This is a genomic window from Pseudomonas sp. fls2-241-TYG-175, from assembly GCF_030209155.1.
GTDB classification, from domain to species: domain Bacteria; phylum Pseudomonadota; class Gammaproteobacteria; order Pseudomonadales; family Pseudomonadaceae; genus Aquipseudomonas; species Aquipseudomonas viridiflava.
Window position 1 is genome coordinate 241,720 of sequence record NZ_JARVSO010000020.1, and the last position, 15,629, is coordinate 257,348.

General features: G+C 60.5%; 13 protein-coding genes and 1 pseudogene. 8 read left to right on the forward strand and 6 right to left on the reverse strand.

What is annotated here, in order from left to right; all coding sequences use genetic code 11:
• Positions 1–5: 5 nt before the first annotated feature.
• Positions 6–254 carry a CsbD family protein gene (locus QRN20_RS16070; RefSeq protein ID WP_069144953.1) on the forward strand — a complete coding sequence of 83 codons (249 nt, stop codon included), beginning with the start codon at positions 6–8 and terminating at the stop codon, positions 252–254.
• 122 nt (positions 255–376) lie between these two features.
• On the opposite strand, the gene hrpB is transcribed toward QRN20_RS16070, so the two are convergent.
• Positions 377–2,911 (reverse strand): ATP-dependent helicase HrpB, encoded by a 2,535-nt coding sequence (gene hrpB / locus QRN20_RS16075; RefSeq protein WP_285360785.1) that lies wholly within the window; start codon positions 2,909–2,911, stop codon positions 377–379.
• 594 nt (positions 2,912–3,505) lie between these two features.
• Here hrpB and QRN20_RS16080 point away from each other — a divergent pair.
• From QRN20_RS16080 to QRN20_RS16090, 3 genes are all read left to right on the forward strand, one after another.
• The gene (locus QRN20_RS16080; protein WP_122509767.1) at positions 3,506–4,117 is read left to right on the forward strand and encodes an Abi family protein; all 612 of its coding nucleotides are present in this window, start codon (positions 3,506–3,508) and stop codon (positions 4,115–4,117) included.
• A gap of 146 nt (positions 4,118–4,263) precedes the next feature.
• The gene (gene pmcY, locus QRN20_RS16085) at positions 4,264–4,683 is read left to right on the forward strand and encodes a periplasmic Zn2+ metallochaperone PmcY (RefSeq protein ID WP_029244406.1); all 420 of its coding nucleotides are present in this window, start codon (positions 4,264–4,266) and stop codon (positions 4,681–4,683) included.
• Positions 4,684–4,709: 26 nt separating this feature from the next.
• Positions 4,710–5,603 (forward strand): cation diffusion facilitator family transporter, encoded by an 894-nt coding sequence (locus tag QRN20_RS16090; RefSeq protein ID WP_004885031.1) that lies wholly within the window; start codon positions 4,710–4,712, stop codon positions 5,601–5,603.
• A 6-nt stretch (positions 5,604–5,609) separates the two neighbouring features.
• Here the strand turns inward: QRN20_RS16090 and QRN20_RS16095 are convergent, their stop codons facing one another.
• Positions 5,610–6,326 (reverse strand): DUF6515 family protein, encoded by a 717-nt coding sequence (locus QRN20_RS16095; RefSeq protein WP_029244407.1) that lies wholly within the window; start codon positions 6,324–6,326, stop codon positions 5,610–5,612.
• Here QRN20_RS16095 and QRN20_RS26685 point away from each other — a divergent pair.
• Positions 6,327–6,821 (forward strand): annotated as a pseudogene (locus tag QRN20_RS26685) (hypothetical protein); the annotation flags it as partial.
• Between the two features lie 354 nt (positions 6,822–7,175).
• A complete protein-coding gene (locus QRN20_RS16100) occupies positions 7,176–7,655 on the forward strand; it encodes an Lrp/AsnC family transcriptional regulator (RefSeq protein WP_004885037.1) in 480 nt (159 codons plus the stop codon).
• 21 nt (positions 7,656–7,676) lie between these two features.
• On the opposite strand, the gene QRN20_RS16105 is transcribed toward QRN20_RS16100, so the two are convergent.
• The 4 genes from QRN20_RS16105 to QRN20_RS16120 all read right to left on the reverse strand — a co-directional run bounded on the left by QRN20_RS16105 (position 7,677) and on the right by QRN20_RS16120 (position 13,654).
• On the reverse strand, positions 7,677–8,309 hold the full coding sequence (locus QRN20_RS16105; protein WP_025994155.1) for a pseudouridine synthase: 633 nt from the start codon (positions 8,307–8,309) through the stop codon (positions 7,677–7,679).
• Positions 8,310–8,376: 67 nt separating this feature from the next.
• Positions 8,377–9,840 (reverse strand): AMP nucleosidase, encoded by a 1,464-nt coding sequence (amn, locus tag QRN20_RS16110; RefSeq protein ID WP_004885040.1) that lies wholly within the window; start codon positions 9,838–9,840, stop codon positions 8,377–8,379.
• Between the two features lie 52 nt (positions 9,841–9,892).
• The gene (locus tag QRN20_RS16115; protein WP_122501260.1) at positions 9,893–11,542 is read right to left on the reverse strand and encodes an acyl-CoA dehydrogenase family protein; all 1,650 of its coding nucleotides are present in this window, start codon (positions 11,540–11,542) and stop codon (positions 9,893–9,895) included.
• A 117-nt stretch (positions 11,543–11,659) separates the two neighbouring features.
• Entirely contained in the window at positions 11,660–13,654 is a 1,995-nt protein-coding gene (locus QRN20_RS16120; RefSeq protein WP_096768225.1) for a sensor histidine kinase, read from the reverse strand.
• A gap of 358 nt (positions 13,655–14,012) precedes the next feature.
• On the opposite strand from QRN20_RS16120, the gene QRN20_RS16125 reads away from it, so the two are divergent.
• Together QRN20_RS16125 and thiE are read left to right on the forward strand one after the other, a co-directional pair.
• A complete protein-coding gene (locus tag QRN20_RS16125) occupies positions 14,013–14,810 on the forward strand; it encodes a hydroxymethylpyrimidine/phosphomethylpyrimidine kinase (RefSeq protein WP_057411161.1) in 798 nt (265 codons plus the stop codon).
• A gap of 23 nt (positions 14,811–14,833) precedes the next feature.
• Positions 14,834–15,463, forward strand: a complete 630-nt coding sequence (thiE, locus tag QRN20_RS16130; protein ID WP_122416633.1) for a thiamine phosphate synthase — start codon at positions 14,834–14,836, stop codon at positions 15,461–15,463.
• The last annotated feature ends 166 nt before the right edge of the window (positions 15,464–15,629 follow it).

Consider the following 15,629-nt stretch of genomic DNA (forward strand, 5'->3'; position numbering starts at 1 on the left):
GAATCATGAAGAGTGAACAGGTAGAAGGTGTTGCAGAAAAGCTCGTCGGCAAGGCGCAAGGCGCGGTCGGGAGATTCCTGGGTGATTCGAAGCTGGAAGCCGAAGGTGCTGGCCGCCAGGCCTCCGGTCAACTGACCAAGACTTACGGCGATGCGCTGGACACGGTGTCTGCGTTCGTCAAAGAGAAGCCGGTCGCAGCCTTTGCAATTGGTGCGGTAGCGGCAGTGTTGCTCAGCCGCATCCTGCGTCGCTGATGCAGCAAGAGGGAGTGTCCGCCAGGGCATTCCCTTTTTTGTTATTCCTCCCCTGCTACTCCTGATGGTTACGCCACGCGTCGACGTCAGCGCGTCTCAGGCGATCATCACAGCCCGCAAACCTACGTCCCCCTCGGTTTGACCCGCGCCGTAGCTTCCGCCACCAGCGGATCATCCGGCCAGTAATGCTTCGGATACCTGCCCTTCAAATCCTTTTTCACCTCTGCATACGTACTGCGCCAGAAGTTGGCCAAGTCCTGCGTGACCTGCACCGGACGGCGGGCGGGTGACAGCAGGTGCAGCTTGACGACCTGTCTGCCGTTGGCGATGCGCGGGGTGTCGGCCAGGCCGAACAGTTCCTGCAGGCGCACGGCGAGGATGGGCGGGTGTTCGCTGTAGTCCAGGCGCACTGATGAGCCGGAGGGCACGCTGAGATGATGGGGCGCGAGTTCATCGAGGCGCTGCGGCAGCGGCCAGGGCAGCAGGTTGCGCAGGATCGAGGACAGGTCCAGGTTGCCGAAATGGCTGAGCCGCGTGACTTTGCCCAGATACGGCTGCAGCCAGCTTTCCAGTGTGTCGAGCAGGCTGGCGTCGCACACGTCCGGCCATTCACTGGAAGGCTGTTTTTCCAGATCCAGTTGGCGCAACAAAGCGACCCGCGCCTGCCACTGACGCAGCTCCGGCGTCCACGGCAACAACTCCAGCCCCTTGCGCCGGACCAGCGCGAGCAAGGCGCGACTGCGTGTGGCTTCGTCCAGCCCGGTGAGGGGCTCACGGCTGAGGATCAATTCGCCGACCTTGCGCTGGCGTTCGGCGCGGAACACGCCTTCGCGCTCGTCCCAGTCGATCTGGTCGAGCAACGTGACCTGCTCGGCCAGCACGGAATCGAACAGCGCCGGGTCGAACTCGGCAGCCAGGTAGATGCGCTCTTCACGCTGCCCCTGACGACTGCCCAGATCCGCCACGACGATCCAGGCCTGCTTCATCAAGGCGTCGGCTTCGGCAAACAACGCAGCGCGACCATTGGCCAGACGATACTCCGCGCCACCCGGTCTACGCTGCTGGGCGACACGGTCCGGGTAGGCCAGCGCCAGCAACGCGCCGAGCCAGCGCGGGTGATCGGGATCAATGACCGGACTTTCAGCCTTGCCGCGCAGGTAGCCACGGTACTGACGCGCCAGCTGTTTGGCCCGTTGCACGCCACCCTGTGCGCCACGTGCTGCGCGCTCGGTGCCCGCCAGCAAGGTCAGGCGACTGTGCAAATCGGCCCCGGCGCCACGCAGAATATCCCGCTCGCCCAACAACGCTGCGACATCACATGCCAGATCGCCAAGCCCCAGCGCATGGCCGCGCAGAAGCAAATGGGCGATGCGTGGATGAGCAGGCAACTCGGCCATCGCCTGGCCGTGGGGCGTCAGGCTGCGCGGTTGCTCTGGCTGACTGCTTAGCGCTTCCAGACGTACCAGCAGGTCTTGCGCCTGTGCATAAGCGGCCGCGGGCGGCACATCCAGCCAGACCAGTTGAGCTGGCGTCACGCCCCAGCGCGCCAGTTGCAGCGCCAGTCCGGCCAGATCCGCCTGCAGAATTTCCGCCGTGCCGTAGGCCGCCAACTGATCGTGCTGCGCTTCTGACCACAGGCGATAACACACGCCCGGCTCCAGACGCCCTGCTCGTCCGGCGCGTTGCGTGGCGCTGGCGCGGGAGATGCGCTGGGTTTCAAGGCGCGTCATGCCGCTGCCCGGATCGAATCGCGGCACACGCGCCAATCCGGCATCAATCACCACCCGGACGCCGTCGATGGTCAGACTGGTCTCGGCGATATTGGTCGCCAGCACCACCTTGCGCGTGCCCTTGGGCGCAGGCTCGATAGCCGCACGCTGGGCGCTCAGGTCCAGTTCACCGTGCAAGGGACACAGCAGAATATCGTCGCGCTCGCCCAGCGCATCGGCCAGTTGCTGATTGACCCGACGAATCTCGGCCTGGCCCGGCAGAAACACCAGCAGGCTGCCGGACTCGCTACCCAGCGCATCGAGTACGGTCTGCACCACGCGTGGCTCGACAAACTCACCGGGCTGAAAAGGACGCCCCCACTGCATCGTCACCGGAAACATACGCCCGTCGCTGCGCACGACCGGCGCATCGTCCAGCAACGCCGCCAGCCGCTCGCCTTCCAGCGTCGCCGACATCAGCAGAATCTTCAGCGGCAGGTCATCGCGAAACAGCTCACGGCCGTTAAGGCTCAGGGCCAGTGCCAAATCGGCATCCAGACTGCGCTCGTGAAACTCATCGAAGATCAGCAACCCGACACCTTCCAGCGCCGGATCGTCCTGCAGACGTCGGGTCAAGATACCTTCGGTGACCACTTCGATGCGGGTTTTGGGGCCGACTTTGCTTTCCAGTCGGATGCGATAGCCCACGGTCTCGCCCACCTTCTCACCCAGCTCGCTCGCCAGACGCTCGGCGGCAGCGCGCGCAGCCAGACGCCGCGGTTCCAGCATGAGGATCGTCTGCCCGGCCAGCCAGGTTTCCTCCAGCAGCGCGAGCGGCACACGCGTGGTCTTGCCCGCACCCGGCGGCGCTTCGAGCACGGCCTCGTGACGGGTGGACAGCGCCTGACGCAAGGCGGGAAGGACGGCATCGATGGGTAGGGAAATCATGGCAGCTCCAGAACAGGCGGCTGATTATACGGGTGTGGGGTGTGCTTCACATGATGATCGAGTACGTGGGCCAGCCCCATCCAGGAGCAGGAAGTGCGACATACGTGCGAATGAATACAGGAGGGTCGAGAAGCGACATGACACTTGAAATGCTGGAGGTTCAGGATTCTCAAACGCCAGAAACAAGAAGGCCCCGCATGCGGGGCCATAACTCAACCTGATCTCGTCACCGCTTCTGTATCGCGGGAGTGGAGTTGCCAGGGCAGCGAGGTGAACTTATCACATTAGAGAGTCACGTCAACTCTCAAGTTATCAGCCGAACCTCATGGCACGAATGATTCCCTGTAGCAAAAAAGATTCGCACATAAAAAAGTAACTTTTCTTACAACTAACAATTCCGAATCCGAAACGTAACTAGACTGCTTAACCTTCCTCTCACATAAAGTAACGCAATGCTACATATATCCCCCACCCAACAAGCTCTCTCTGTCTAGAATTTCCACCTGGAGGCTGCCCCGTCGCCCACTGGACATCCAGGAGTTACATGTCGCTATGGTTTGGAAAACACTTTAAGCAAAGCTGTCGACACCCAGAATGCACCGTTATCTTGAATGCAATAAAGGCAAGCATGACCGCGCAGCGGAGGCCTACGTGCATAACATGAGAGCCGCCGAAGCCTTCGTCACTATTTTTCATGTGCTGGAGGTAGCCCTGCGAAATGGTATTCAAAAGGAACTGACAGTGGAGTACGGCCGTAGAGACTGGTATGAAGAGTGGGACAATACCGGAAATCATAATTTTCAAAGATTATATGACAGAGTTTTTGATGCGCAGAAGGATGTACTCAGGCGAAAAGCAAACGCGACCCCTGACAATATAGTGGCAGAACTCAGTTTTGGTTTTTGGACGTCCCTTTTCAACAGAGCAGCTATCGTCAGCCTCTCAAAGCCGTTGATGAAGGTATTCTATTACTGCCCTGCAAACATGCGAAAACCTGACAATATCCGAGCGGTGCTGAACAAAGCGCGTGACCTGCGTAATCGCTGTTTCCATCATGAGCCGCTTTTATGGCAGCCTCTCCATGAGCTGCATAGAGATCTTTCGCAAGCTGTCAAATGGATAGACCCTAGCCTTCATGACTGGATTCAGGATCATGACCGGGTACCTGTGATTCTGGGTGACTGGGCGAAATGGCAGGACGCCTGAAAGGTCGGTACGCCATAAACTGCTGTCGCATAGAGGTGATCGACCCAAGGTAACGTTCCACCCACCAGAACCACCCCACCACTCAATAGTCTTAGCCTTGCAGCCTTTGCCTTGTATAGTTGCCCTCTTCATCTCAGGAGCTTTCCATGCGCATTCCTTCCCGTTTGATTGGTGGCGTTGTGGTCGCCACGTTGCTGACCCAGCTGACTGCCTGCGGCAGTATTTTCTACCCTGACCGTCGTGGTCAGATTGATGGCAAGGTCGATCCGGCCATTGCGGCGCTGGATGCGTTCGGGCTGCTGTTCTATATCATTCCCGGCGTGATCGCCTTTGCGGTGGACTTTGCGACCGGTGCGATTTACTACGGGCCGGGCGAGCATGCGCAGATCGATCCCCAGAAACTGCAACCGGCGATCAAGGCCGATGGCAGTGTCGACAACATCAAGCTGCAGGCCATCATCGAAACCGAGCTGGGCCGTTCATTGCCGCTGAACGACCCGCGCCTGATTCAGCACAAGGGCAGCGTCGAGCAACTGGCTTCGCTGGGCCTGATCCCGGCTGCGTAATCTTTTCCAGGTTTGAAGGACGCGTCATGAGCACCAGTGCCGAACACAGCAGACTGTTGCGTCTCGCGACGCGGGCTTCACTTGGGGTGGCGATTACGCTGATCCTGGCCAAGAGCGTGGCGTGGTGGATCAGTGGGTCGGTCAGTCTGCTTGCAGGTCTGACCGACTCGCTGCTGGACGGCGCCGCGTCCTTCCTCAATCTGCTGGCCGTGCATTACGCCCTGCGCCCGGCCGATGACGATCACCGTTATGGTCACGGCAAGGCGGAAGCGCTGTCGGGCATGGCGCAGGCGCTGTTTATCGGTGTCAGCGGCGTGTTGATCGCCTTTCAGGCGGTGCAGCGTATTCAGAACCCGGAGCCGCTGGGCGCGCCATTGCTGGGCATGATCGTGATGGTGGTGTCCATTGCGCTGACGCTGGCACTGCTGACCCTGCAAAGCCGGGTGATCAAGGCGACCGGGTCTGCCGCGATACGGGCTGACTCCCTGCACTACCGTTCGGACTTGCTGCTCAACGCCAGTATCTTGCTGGCGCTGACGCTGGCGTACTTCGGCTGGCAGCAACTGGATGCGTACTTCGGGCTAGGGATCGCGCTGTACATTCTGTGGAGCGCTTTTCAGATCGCCAGGGAAACCGTTTCCGTGCTGATGGACGAGGAACTGCCCAGCGATGTCAGCACGCATATGCTGGAACTGGCGTGCGGCGTGCCGGGGGTGTTGGGCGCGCATGATCTGCGCACGCGGATTTCCGGCAATCACTGGTTCGTGCAACTGCACCTTGAGCTGCCGGGCGCGCTGACGTTGTCAGTTGCCCATGCGTTGTGCGATCAGGTCGCCGACGCCATCCACGCGCAGTACCCGAAGGCCGAAGTGCTGGTGCACGCCGACCCTCAGGAAGTGGTGAAGCAGGCTCGCGCCTGATCAGCTTTAATTGACGCTGTAGCCGCGCCCTGCCAGGCAGGCACCCATCGAACGCCGGTACAGGTCAACGACTTCAGCCTGGGGCTGCGAGGTGATGTTGGCCGGATCGAAACCGCTTTGTTCCACGGCCCAGCGGTAGCATTGGTAGCGATCCAGTTCGACCTGCTGCTGACTCTGGCCGTTTTGGGGATAGGCGACGGGATCGTAGCCGTTGCCCTGTTGCTGCACCGGCTGTGAATACACCGTCTCGTTCTGCGGCGGATTGACCACCACGTATTCCTGACTGTCGGACTGATACGTGTAATACGTGCCTGCCGCCAGAAACAACAGACTGCTGCCAATCCACACTTCCTGCGAATACGACGGCAGGCTGCGAACACGTGCGCCGTAGGGCGGGTTCACGACCACGTAGCGCGGGCCTTGCGGCCTATACCAGTAACCTTCGGAATAGTAGTAATCCTGCCCGCGATAAGGGACACGCGAATAACCGTGCGGCACGCTGTCGATGGCGTAACCCGGACGATAGCGCGGTCCAGGCCCCCAGCCGTTGCCGTGTCCGTCAGGACGTCCGTTCCAGCGGTCATCGGGTCTGCCGTTGCCAGCCGACCAGTTTCGGTTGTTGCCACGCGGAATGTCCTGATAGTAACCCTCACGCGGCTGCTGGGTTTGCCAGGCTTCACGCGGACCACTCTGGATCGGCAGATTGTCCTGATTCTGTCTCAACTGCTGTTGCTGCTGGCGCTGTTGATTCTGCTGTTCCTGAATCTGGCGTTGCTGCTCGCGCTGCTGCTGATTGATCTGCTGTTGCTGCTGACGCTCCACATTGCGCTGCTGGAGTTCCTGCTGCTGAATCTGTTGTTGCTGCTGACGTTCGACCTGGCGTTGCTGGTTCTGCTGCTCCTGGATCTGACGCTGCTGCATGTTCTGCTGCTGATAGATCTGCTGCTGTTGCTGGCGCTCGACGTTGCGCTGTTGATTCTGATTCTGTTGCTGCTGCATCTGACGCTGCTGATTTTCCTGCTGCTGAAAACGCTGCTGTTGATTTTGCTGTTGCTGTCGCTGAGGTCCACCGTCGATGGCATTACCTCGTGAATCATCACGCTCGTCGGCCAACGCATGGGCACTGATGCTCAGGCATAACAGACTCAGACCCGCGAACTGCCAGATGCCAGATTTCATGCTTTCCTCACTAGAGCGCGGATGGACGTTATTGAGACGGTGATAGCGATGCGCCGTTCTGTGCACTTTATCAGGACGCAAAGAAAAGGGGACCAGTTGGCCCCCTTGGGATACTTCGTCCTGGCGCGACGCTTGTGGCATCGGCTCACTTCACACCGTCTTGTGGACAGTCTGTAGCCCGGGGGCCTGGCACACCCGGTTGGGTGGGAGGCCGCGACTGGCCTGATTCGGCGGGTCGCGCTGGACGCTGTGTCCGGGCAGTGATTCTGGTTAAAAGAATAGGCCTGCGGCGTCGGCAGAGGATTGCTAATGTTGCTTGATAAAACATCACTTGCGCAATTTTTGACTTCAGATGAATAATCCTGCGCAATCCAAATCATAAAGGGGTAGATCGTGAGCAAGCTCGACAGATATGACTTGAGCATTTTGGCCGAATTGCAAAAGGACGCGCGCATCTCAAACCAGGAATTGGCGGAACGCATTGGTCTGTCGCCGTCGCCGTGCTCGCGCCGGGTCAAACAGCTGGAGGATGATGGTTACATCGTGCGACAGGTGGCCTTGCTGGACCGCAAGAAGCTGGGCCTGAATCTGACGGCCTACGTGCTGATCGGCATGGACCGCCACACGCCGGAGCGTTTCGAGAACTTCGAGCAGCAGATTCGCAACCTGCCTCAGGTGCTGGAATGCAGCCTGGTGACCGGGATGGAAGCCGACTATCAGCTGAAAGTCGTGGTGCCTGACATGGACCATTACCAGAAACTGCTGCTGGGGCATCTGACCCGTATCGAAGGCGTAACCAGCGTGCGGTCGAGCTTTGTGCTCAATCAGGTCCTGGCCAGCACCGAAATGCCGCTGGTTCATCTGCGCAACTGATAAAGGGCCGTGATAACAGCGTTACAGCCTGGCGGGCACCTCGCGATACTCACCCTGATCGAGCCCGTCGAGCGTCCAGTCGCCGATCCTGACGCGCACCAGCCTCAGCGTCGGCAGGCCAACGGCAGCGGTCATGCGTCGTACCTGTCGATTGCGGCCTTCCCTGATGACCAGTTCCAGCCAGTGCGTTGGCACGCTTTTGCGAAAGCGGACCGGCGGATTACGCGGCCATAGGACAGGCTCCTCAATCTGCCGGGCTTCGGCGGGCAAGGTCGGGCCGTCATTGAGCTGCACACCCTCACGCAGTTGCTGCAACTGTTCTTCGCTCGGTTCGCCCTCGACCTGCACCCAGTAGGTCTTGGCCAGCTTGTGCTTCGGATCGGCAATACGCGCCTGCAATTGCCCGTCGTTGGTCAGCAGCAACAGGCCTTCGCTGTCGCGATCCAGTCGGCCTGCCGGGTAAATGCCCGGGATTTTGATGAAATCCTTGAGCGTCGCCCGACCCTGCTCGTCGTTGAACTGGGTCAATACGTCGAACGGCTTGTTGAACAGGATCAGCTTTGGCTCGGCGGGTGGCGCCTTGGCGACTCGCCGGGGAGCGCCTGATGGACTGGTTTGAGGACGGCGGGAGGCAGGACGCTGGATGCGGGACATGGGAATTCGGCAATCGGAAAACAGAAAGGACCACTTTAGTGGCCCTTTCTGCAAATACCAACCGCAATCAACGGAACGGCGGTTCGTCGAAGCTGCGCAGTTTGCGCGAGTGCAGCGAATTCAGCTCGGTGCGTAGCAGGTCCAGCGCTGCGATGCCGATCTTCAGATGCTGGCTGACTGCGCGTTCATAGAACGCGTTGGCCGAGCCAGGCAGCTTGATTTCGCTGTGCAACGGCTTGTCGGATACGCACAGCAACGTGCCATAGGGCACCCGCAGACGATAACCCTGCGCGGCGATGGTGCCGCTTTCCATGTCCACGGCCACGGCGCGGGACAGGTTGATCAGCGGACGCTCCTGCGCCCAGCGCAGTTCCCAATTGCGGTCGTCGTAGGTCAGCACAGTGCCGGTACGCAGGCGCTTCTTGAGTTCTTCGCCACGCTCGCCGGTGATTTGCGCAGCCGATTCCTGCAGGGCCAGTTGCACCTCGGCCAGGGCCGGAATCGGGATGTGTGGCGGCAGCACGCGGTCCAGAATGCCGTCGCGACGCATGTAGGCGTGGGCCAGCACGTAGTCGCCGATGGTCTGCGACTGTCGCAGGCCGCCGCAGTGGCCGATCATCAGCCAGCAATGCGGACGCAATACCGCCAGGTGGTCGGTGATGTTCTTGGCGTTGGACGGGCCGACACCAATGTTTACCAGCGTCACGCCGTGACCGTCTTCGGCGATCAGGTGATAGGCCGGCATCTGGTAGCGGTGCCAGACCACGCTGGCGACGATTGCCTGGGCTTCGTCCTGACTCATGCTCTTGTCGACAATGACGTTGCCGGGCAGGACCATGCGTACGAAACGCGGATCTTCACGCAGCTTTTCCAGGCCATGCAGGATGAACTGGTCGACATAACGGTGATAGTTGGTCAGCAGAATCCACGGCTGCACATGACGCCAGTCGCTGCCGGTGTAATGCACCAGACGACGCAATGAGAAGTCCACGCGTGCAGCATCGAACAGCGCCAGTGGCAGCGGATCGACATTCGCCCAGTCGTAGAGGCCGTCGGCAATGCCATCGGTCGCGGCCGACAGGTCGGTACTCGGGAACACCCGCGCCAGCGCAGCGGCGGTCACGCCGGAGCCAGCCAGCTCATCGCCCTGCTCCACCACGTACGGATAAGGAATGTTCTGCTCGCTCATGCCGACTTCGACCGTCACGGTGAAGTCGCTCATTAGTGGGCCGAGCTGCTCCAGCAGGTATTTGCGAAACGCCTTGGGCTGCGTGACGGTAACGCTGTAAGTGCCGGGCAGCTGGACCTTGGCGTAAGCGCGAGTGGTCAACGGCACTTCGCCGTGGCACTGGTAGTTGAGGCGCAATTCAGGGTAGCGGAACTGCGCTCGTTCTTCGGCGCTGGGTTCGACGCGGTCTTTCAGGTAACGCTTGAGCGCCTGGCTCAGCGCGCTGGTCGCACGCTCGTGCAGTTCAGCGAGACGCTCTACAGCTTGCTCGGCAGTGTCTACAACAACAAAGGCTTGGGTCACGTTTCATGTCCTGTCTGAACTTGCAGACCTGCATCCTAACGGGTTCGCGTGCTCATGCCACCTGCGGCGACGCTCTGGACACCAATGTTTCGACATCCACACCTCGCGGCAATGCGCCATACACTCGCCCGCCAGCGGCTATGCGACCGGCGATGAAACCGTCGCTGACGGCCGCATTACCCGCCTCAAGCAACAGTTTGGCCTGCAGGGCGACGGCGATGTCTTCGGTCAGTTGCCGCGCGTGGTACTGGATATCGCTCAAATCGGTGAAGGCGTCTTTCAGCGTGGCGATGTGCGCGGCCAGACGTCGATCGCCATGCCCGTCACCCAGTTCGTCGAACAAGGCATCGAGTACACCCGGTTCCTTCGACAGTGCCCTCAACACATCAAGGCACTGCACGTTGCCGGAACCTTCCCACGTCGAGTTGACCGGTGCTTCCCGGTACAGGCGCGGCAGAATGCTGTCTTCGACGTAGCCAGCACCGCCGAGGCATTCAGCGGCTTCGTTGATCATCGCCGGGGCGCGCTTGCAGATCCAGTACTTGCCAACCGCCGTCACCAGGCGTACGAAGCGCGATTCATGGGACTCATCCAGATGATCCAGCGCGCGGCCCATGCGCAGGGTCAGCGCCAGCGCCGCCTCGCTTTCCAGCGCCAGATCGGCCAGCACGTTTTGCATCAGTGGCTGCTCGGCCAGCAACCGGCCACTCACCGAGCGGTGGGCGCAGTGATGGGTGGCCTGGGTCAGCGCCTGACGCATCAGCGCGCCGGAGCCAATCATGCAGTCAAAGCGCGTCATGGCGACCATTTCGATAATGGTCGCCACACCGCGCCCTTCCTCGCCGATCATCCACGCCAGCGCCCCTCGAAACTCGACTTCGCAGGAGGCGTTGGACCAGTTGCCCAGCTTGTTCTTGAGACGCTGGATATAGAACTCATTACGCGTGTCGTCCGGCCGGTGACGCGGCAGCAGGAAACAGCTCAGTCCTTTGTCGGTCTGTGCCAGGGTCAGGAAGGCATCGCACATCGGTGCCGAGCAGAACCATTTGTGCCCGACCAGTTCGTACGCCTGCCCCGGCCCGCCCGCACCGACTGGCCAGGCGCGGGTGGTATTGCTGCGCACATCGGTGCCGCCCTGCTTCTCGGTCATGGCCATACCGATGGTCGCCCCGGTCTTGTGGGCAATACCGAGGTTGCGCGAATCGTACTGAGTGGAAAGCACCTTGGGCAGCCAGATCTCGGCAAGATCGGGTTGCAGGCGCAAGGCCGGAACGCTGGCAAAAGTCATCGTCAGCGGGCAACCGCTGCCGGGATCGGCCTGAGTGTGCAGATAGCTCATCGCCGCTCGAGCGACATGCGCGCCGGGCTGCGGGTCGGCCCAGGGCAGCGAAGGGATGCCATGCTCGATGGCGGTGTTCATCAACTGGTGGTAGGCCGGATGAAACTCGATCAGGTCGATGCGATGGCCGTAGCGGTCGTGGCTGGCGAACACTGGCTTGTGCTGGTTGGCGAGAAAACCGGCTTCCATCAGCGGCCCACCGGCCAGCGCACCGTACGCATCGATGCGCGACTCGGCCCAGCCTGCGCCGTAGCGCTTGCTCCACTGTTGCAGCGGCAGATCGATTCTGTAGAGATTCGCACCGTCGAGCGGCGGTGGCTGATTGGTGACTTCGTGGGTTTCGGCGAATTGATTCAGGTTCATGAGTCATGTTCTCCCTGCGTGTTTCATGAGCAGGAGTAAATCATGCGCCCAAGGCATCGCCTTTAAAAAGTGCCGTATGCGCCGAATGACCGGCGCTTTTGCCCTCTACTCTCACGCTCAAATACCCCAATGGGCTTTCAATTCAGGCGTCTTGCGCACTGCGCCCGGAATGGCCATCAGCATCGGCAGGCTCAAGGTGAAGCAACTGCCTTGTCCCGGCTCGGAATGATGGCTCAACTCACCGCCCTGCAACTCGACCAGTTTGCGGCAGATCGCCAGACCGATGCCCAGCCCGCCGTACTGACGGGTCATCGAGCCATCAACCTGGAAGAAGTGCTCGTACAGCTTGACCTCGTCCAGACGGTTGAACCCGATGCCGGTGTCCATGACTTCGATCCGCAGGCGCAGACGGTCAAGGTCCTGCGGCTGACCGCTGACCCGCACCCTGATCTCGCCTTCGCGGGTGAACTTGATGGCATTGTCCAGCAGGCACTCGACGCACTGGTACAGCTTGTCGGCATCGCCACGAACCGTGGCAGGCAGCTTGTCGTCCAGATCGAAGGTCAGCGCCAGCGACTTGGCCTGCGCCGGGCTGTTGAAACGTTCATGCAACTGGCCGAACAGTTCACTGACCTCAAACGCATCGCACTCGGCATACAGCACACCAGCCTGCAGCTCGGTGAGGGTCAGAATGCCGTTGATCATGCTCATCATGTCCTGAGCGGAGCTGGCAGCTGTCTGTTGATACATCTCCAGTTCATCGCCCAGCTTCAGGGTCTGCATCAATTCCAGAGAACCGATCACCCCGTTCATGGGCGTGCGCAACTCGTGGGTGACCGTGGCCAGAAATTCGTCCTTGAGGCGGTTGCTGGTCGCCAGTTGCTGGTTCAGGCGTTCCAGATCCCTGCCGGTTGCCACCAGTGTCTGGGCCTGTTGTCGCCGGGCATGGTTGATGCGGTCGGCGAGCGCCATGGACAGCAGCGCCATTTCAAACACGGTGCCGATATGGCAGGCGTACATGGTCAGGAAGGTATTGGGCAATTTGCCCAGCAGCATCAGGCCGAAAATCACCCCGCCGACCATGAACACCGACCAGGCAATCACGAAGTAACGCCCTACGCGCTCGCCCTTGGCAACGGCGACGATGCCCGCCAGATAGATCACAAGCGCCCCGGCCTCGACCAGATAGGTCGCCGAACGCAACGCAGGGCCGTAGCCCAGAAACAAGGCAATACCCATGACCACGGCAGCCGCGCCGACCATAACCAGCAGCAGCTTGTCGAGCCAGGGCGCCAGACGTTTGGTCATCAGAAAGCTGCGTGAAAACTGGCAGGCGAACAGCGTAGCCATCGCCATCAGGAACGGTGTCGACGCATTCGCCCACCATGGGTTATTCGGCCACAGGTATTCGATCGCGACCCCGTTGATCGACATCTGATACAGCCCGAACGACGCGACGTAGAGGATGTAATAGAGGTAATCGGGGTCGCGCACACTGATGAAGATGAACAGGTTGTAGACCAGCATCCCCAGCAGTACGCCGTAGATCAGACCGAACACGTAGATCCGAGCCGGTTGGGCCTCGAGATAGGCATGGGTTGACCAGAGATTGAGCGGTCCCTGGAGCGAGCCCTCACTCTTGAGGCGCAGGTACACGGTGCGCTGCTGACCGGGCGGCACGTCCAGCTGGAAGAGGTAGTTGTTCTGTTTGAACTGGCGGCTGGCGAACGGCAGCATGTCACCGGTCTGCCAGATCAGTGTCGGGCGTCCGACGGCGTCCTGTGAATAAAAGTCGACGTGATCCATCGGTGGGTACGCCAGCTCCAGCAGCCAGTCCGTATGCTGGTCGGCCGTGCGGGGGCGATACAACAGATCGACTTTCAACCAGAAAGCCGAATGCGAGTAGCCGGCATTGAAGGTGCGGGTTTGCAGAGGGCGAAACTCACGCGTGCCCGCCTCGGAGCTCACGCTTTCGATCGTCGCCTCACCCGTCGGGTCCTCGAACACCTGAATCGCCCGCCCAAGCGGCAGGAACTGAGTGTTCTCATCAAACTCCACGGCATGAGCCAGCATTGGCAGCCAGACAGCAAGCATGATTAGCAGATATCGCATTAAAGCCCCAAGGTCGGTCGTCGCGGCCACTCCATCCGTTGATGGCGACGTCCTGCAAATGTCTATCCTTGAAACAGGCTTAAGGGTGTGACCGGTACACGACAACTGCCTGTGGACACCGCAGCGGGCACGCCATTCAGCAGACTCTCGGAATAGTGAAGCATAGCCGTTAATAGCTTTAAGGCACCATCGCTTTAATAATCAAGACGATGGCTCTATTTCGGCACTTCCAGGCCAAACATGAATTTTCTTCGAATTTAAACAGGCCGCTCGGGCGTTCGGCGCGCTCTACCGATCCGCAAGAAAATCGTTCATCGACAGACGGCCCCGGAAAGGTTTAGTGATAAGCTCGCGCACCATGAATATCTATAGCTCCCGCCCCGTTGTCCTCTGCCTCTCCGGCCACGACCCTAGTGGCGGCGCCGGCATGCAGGCCGATATAGAAGCCTTGCTTGCCCAGGGTTGCCATGCCGCTCCGGTCATCACGGCGCTGACGGTTCAAGACACCGTCAATGTCAGTGATTTCCGCGTGCTGGATCGCGACTGGGTGCTCGCCCAGGCGCATGCCGTCCTCAACGACTCGTGCGTCGCCGCCGTGAAGCTGGGCATGCTTGGCTCGCTGGACATGGTCGATACCGTTGTCGAGCTTCTGCGGGCCAATCCGCATCTGCCCATGGTCTGCGACCCGGTGTTGCGGGCCGGTGGCGGCGGACGGCTGGGCAAGGATGAAGTTGGTTACGCCATGCGTGAGCAACTGCTGCCGCTGTCGGCCATCGCCACGCCCAACCTGCCGGAAGCCCGCATCCTTGCGGAGCTGCCTGAAGGCACGGCGGATGAATGCGCAGAAAAACTGTTGCCTTATTGCGAACATCTGTTGATCACCGGCGGGCATGGCGACGAACAACAGATCCACAATCGTCTCTATGTTCGTGGCGGCCAGACCCATACCTTTGTCTGTGAACGCTTGCCAGGCAGTTACCACGGTTCAGGCTGCACACTGGCCAGCGCTCTTGCGGGACGATTGGCACAGGGCGAGGAAATGGTCAGCGCGGTGAAATCCGCCCTCGATTACACCTGGAGAACGTTGCGCGACGCCGAGCAGTTGGGCAAGGGTCAATTCGTCCCCCGCCGTCTTCCGCTGGACTTCTGTTCGTAACGCACTGCCATGAGGGTCGATCCATGAAACTACGTGGCCTGTATGCCATTACCGACAGCCAGTTGCTGACGGGCAAGTTCCTGTCTTACGTTGAAGCCGCCCTTGATGGCGGCGTGACGCTGCTGCAGTACCGGGACAAGACGGAAGACGAATCGCGCCGCCTGCGCGAGGCGACCGAACTGCTCAAGCTGTGCGAGCGTTACAAGACGCGGCTGATCATCAATGACGATGCAGAACTGGCGGCTCGTCTGGGTGTGGGCGTGCATCTGGGGCAGACCGACGGCTCATTGCCCGACGCACGGGCGTTGCTGGGACACAAAGCGATTGTCGGCGCGACCTGCCACGGCAAACTGGAGTTGGCCGAGCGCGCCAAGGCCGACGGGGCGACTTACGTGGCGTTCGGACGTTTCTTCAACTCCCAGACCAAACCGAACGCGCCAGCCGTGCCTCTGGACCTGATCGCTCAGGTCCGCGCCAAAGTGCACCTGCCCATCGCCGTCATCGGCGGCATCACCCTGGACAACGCCCCGCAACTGGTCGAGCACGGCGCCGACCTGCTGGCCGTCGTCCAAGGCCTGTTCGGTGCCGAAACCCCACAGGAAGTCACACGCCGGGCCAAGGCATTCACCGAACTGCTGGCCAACGGCCGCTGAGCATGCCCGTGACGCTGTGCGTCACATCAAAAGCGGACGCAGAGCGTCCAGAGAGGCGTTACCACGCTGGAGCGTGGGAACGATCAGCGTAAGGTTGATGATCGTGCCCATGCTCCGCGTGGGCATGCCTCCCGTGACGCTCCGCGTCACAAATGGCACAGACTGT

Bases quoted from the DNA above. Each gene is read 5' to 3' on its own strand.
- QRN20_RS16070 (WP_069144953.1), top strand. From the start codon at position 6: ATGAAGAGTGAACAGGTAGAAGGTGTTGCAGAAAAGCTCGTCGGCAAG.
- hrpB (WP_285360785.1), bottom strand. From the start codon at position 2,911: ATGATTTCCCTACCCATCGATGCCGTCCTTCCCGCCTTGCGTCAGGCG.
- QRN20_RS16080 (WP_122509767.1), top strand. From the start codon at position 3,506: ATGCACCGTTATCTTGAATGCAATAAAGGCAAGCATGACCGCGCAGCG.
- pmcY (WP_029244406.1), top strand. From the start codon at position 4,264: ATGCGCATTCCTTCCCGTTTGATTGGTGGCGTTGTGGTCGCCACGTTG.
- QRN20_RS16090 (WP_004885031.1), top strand. From the start codon at position 4,710: ATGAGCACCAGTGCCGAACACAGCAGACTGTTGCGTCTCGCGACGCGG.
- QRN20_RS16105 (WP_025994155.1), bottom strand. From the start codon at position 8,309: ATGTCCCGCATCCAGCGTCCTGCCTCCCGCCGTCCTCAAACCAGTCCA.
- QRN20_RS16115 (WP_122501260.1), bottom strand. From the start codon at position 11,542: ATGAACCTGAATCAATTCGCCGAAACCCACGAAGTCACCAATCAGCCA.
- QRN20_RS16120 (WP_096768225.1), bottom strand. From the start codon at position 13,654: ATGCGATATCTGCTAATCATGCTTGCTGTCTGGCTGCCAATGCTGGCT.
- QRN20_RS16125 (WP_057411161.1), top strand. From the start codon at position 14,013: ATGAATATCTATAGCTCCCGCCCCGTTGTCCTCTGCCTCTCCGGCCAC.
- thiE (WP_122416633.1), top strand. From the start codon at position 14,834: ATGAAACTACGTGGCCTGTATGCCATTACCGACAGCCAGTTGCTGACG.